Source organism: Polaribacter sargassicola (assembly GCF_021991835.1).
In the GTDB taxonomy this organism is placed as follows: Bacteria; Bacteroidota; Bacteroidia; order Flavobacteriales; family Flavobacteriaceae; genus Polaribacter; species Polaribacter sargassicola.
Genome location: NZ_JAHDAU010000040.1, coordinates 1 through 462, shown reverse-complemented (window position 1 = coordinate 462; position 462 = coordinate 1). Strand labels below are relative to the sequence as shown.

The 462-nt window shown below is 33.1% G+C and carries 1 protein-coding gene; it reads left to right on the top strand.

Annotated features, from left to right (window positions below; all coding sequences use genetic code 11):
• Positions 1 to 56: 56 nt before the first annotated feature.
• The coding region (locus KI686_RS15720) for a DDE-type integrase/transposase/recombinase (RefSeq protein ID WP_237590280.1) at positions 57 to 462 on the top strand (406 nt) is incomplete at its 3' end.

The window sequence follows — 462 nt, the reverse complement described above, 5'->3', positions numbered from 1 at the left end:
AAGCAAACCTTAAAGTAGGCAGAGACACGCTTTTCAACATTCTTAGAAAACACAATATGCTTATAACCAGAAAGAAACCCAGCTACAGAACTACCAATTCTTTTCATAGGTTTTACAAACATAAAAACATCATAAAAGATGTACTTGTTAATAGACCTAATCAGGTTTGGGTATCGGATATTACATACATCAGAACTGTAAAAGGATTTTGCTACTTGGCCCTTATAACTGACATGTATTCTAGAAAAATCATAGGTTACGACCTTAGTGATAGCCTTGAACTTAGCGGTTGTACCAGAGCTCTTAAAAAAGCATTATATCAAGCTAAAAACACAGAAAACCTAATACATCACTCGGATAGAGGCATACAATATTGTAGCAATATATACACACAAATTTTAAAGAGAAACAACATCAAAATTAGTATGACAGAAGAAAATCATTGCTACGAAAACGCTATTG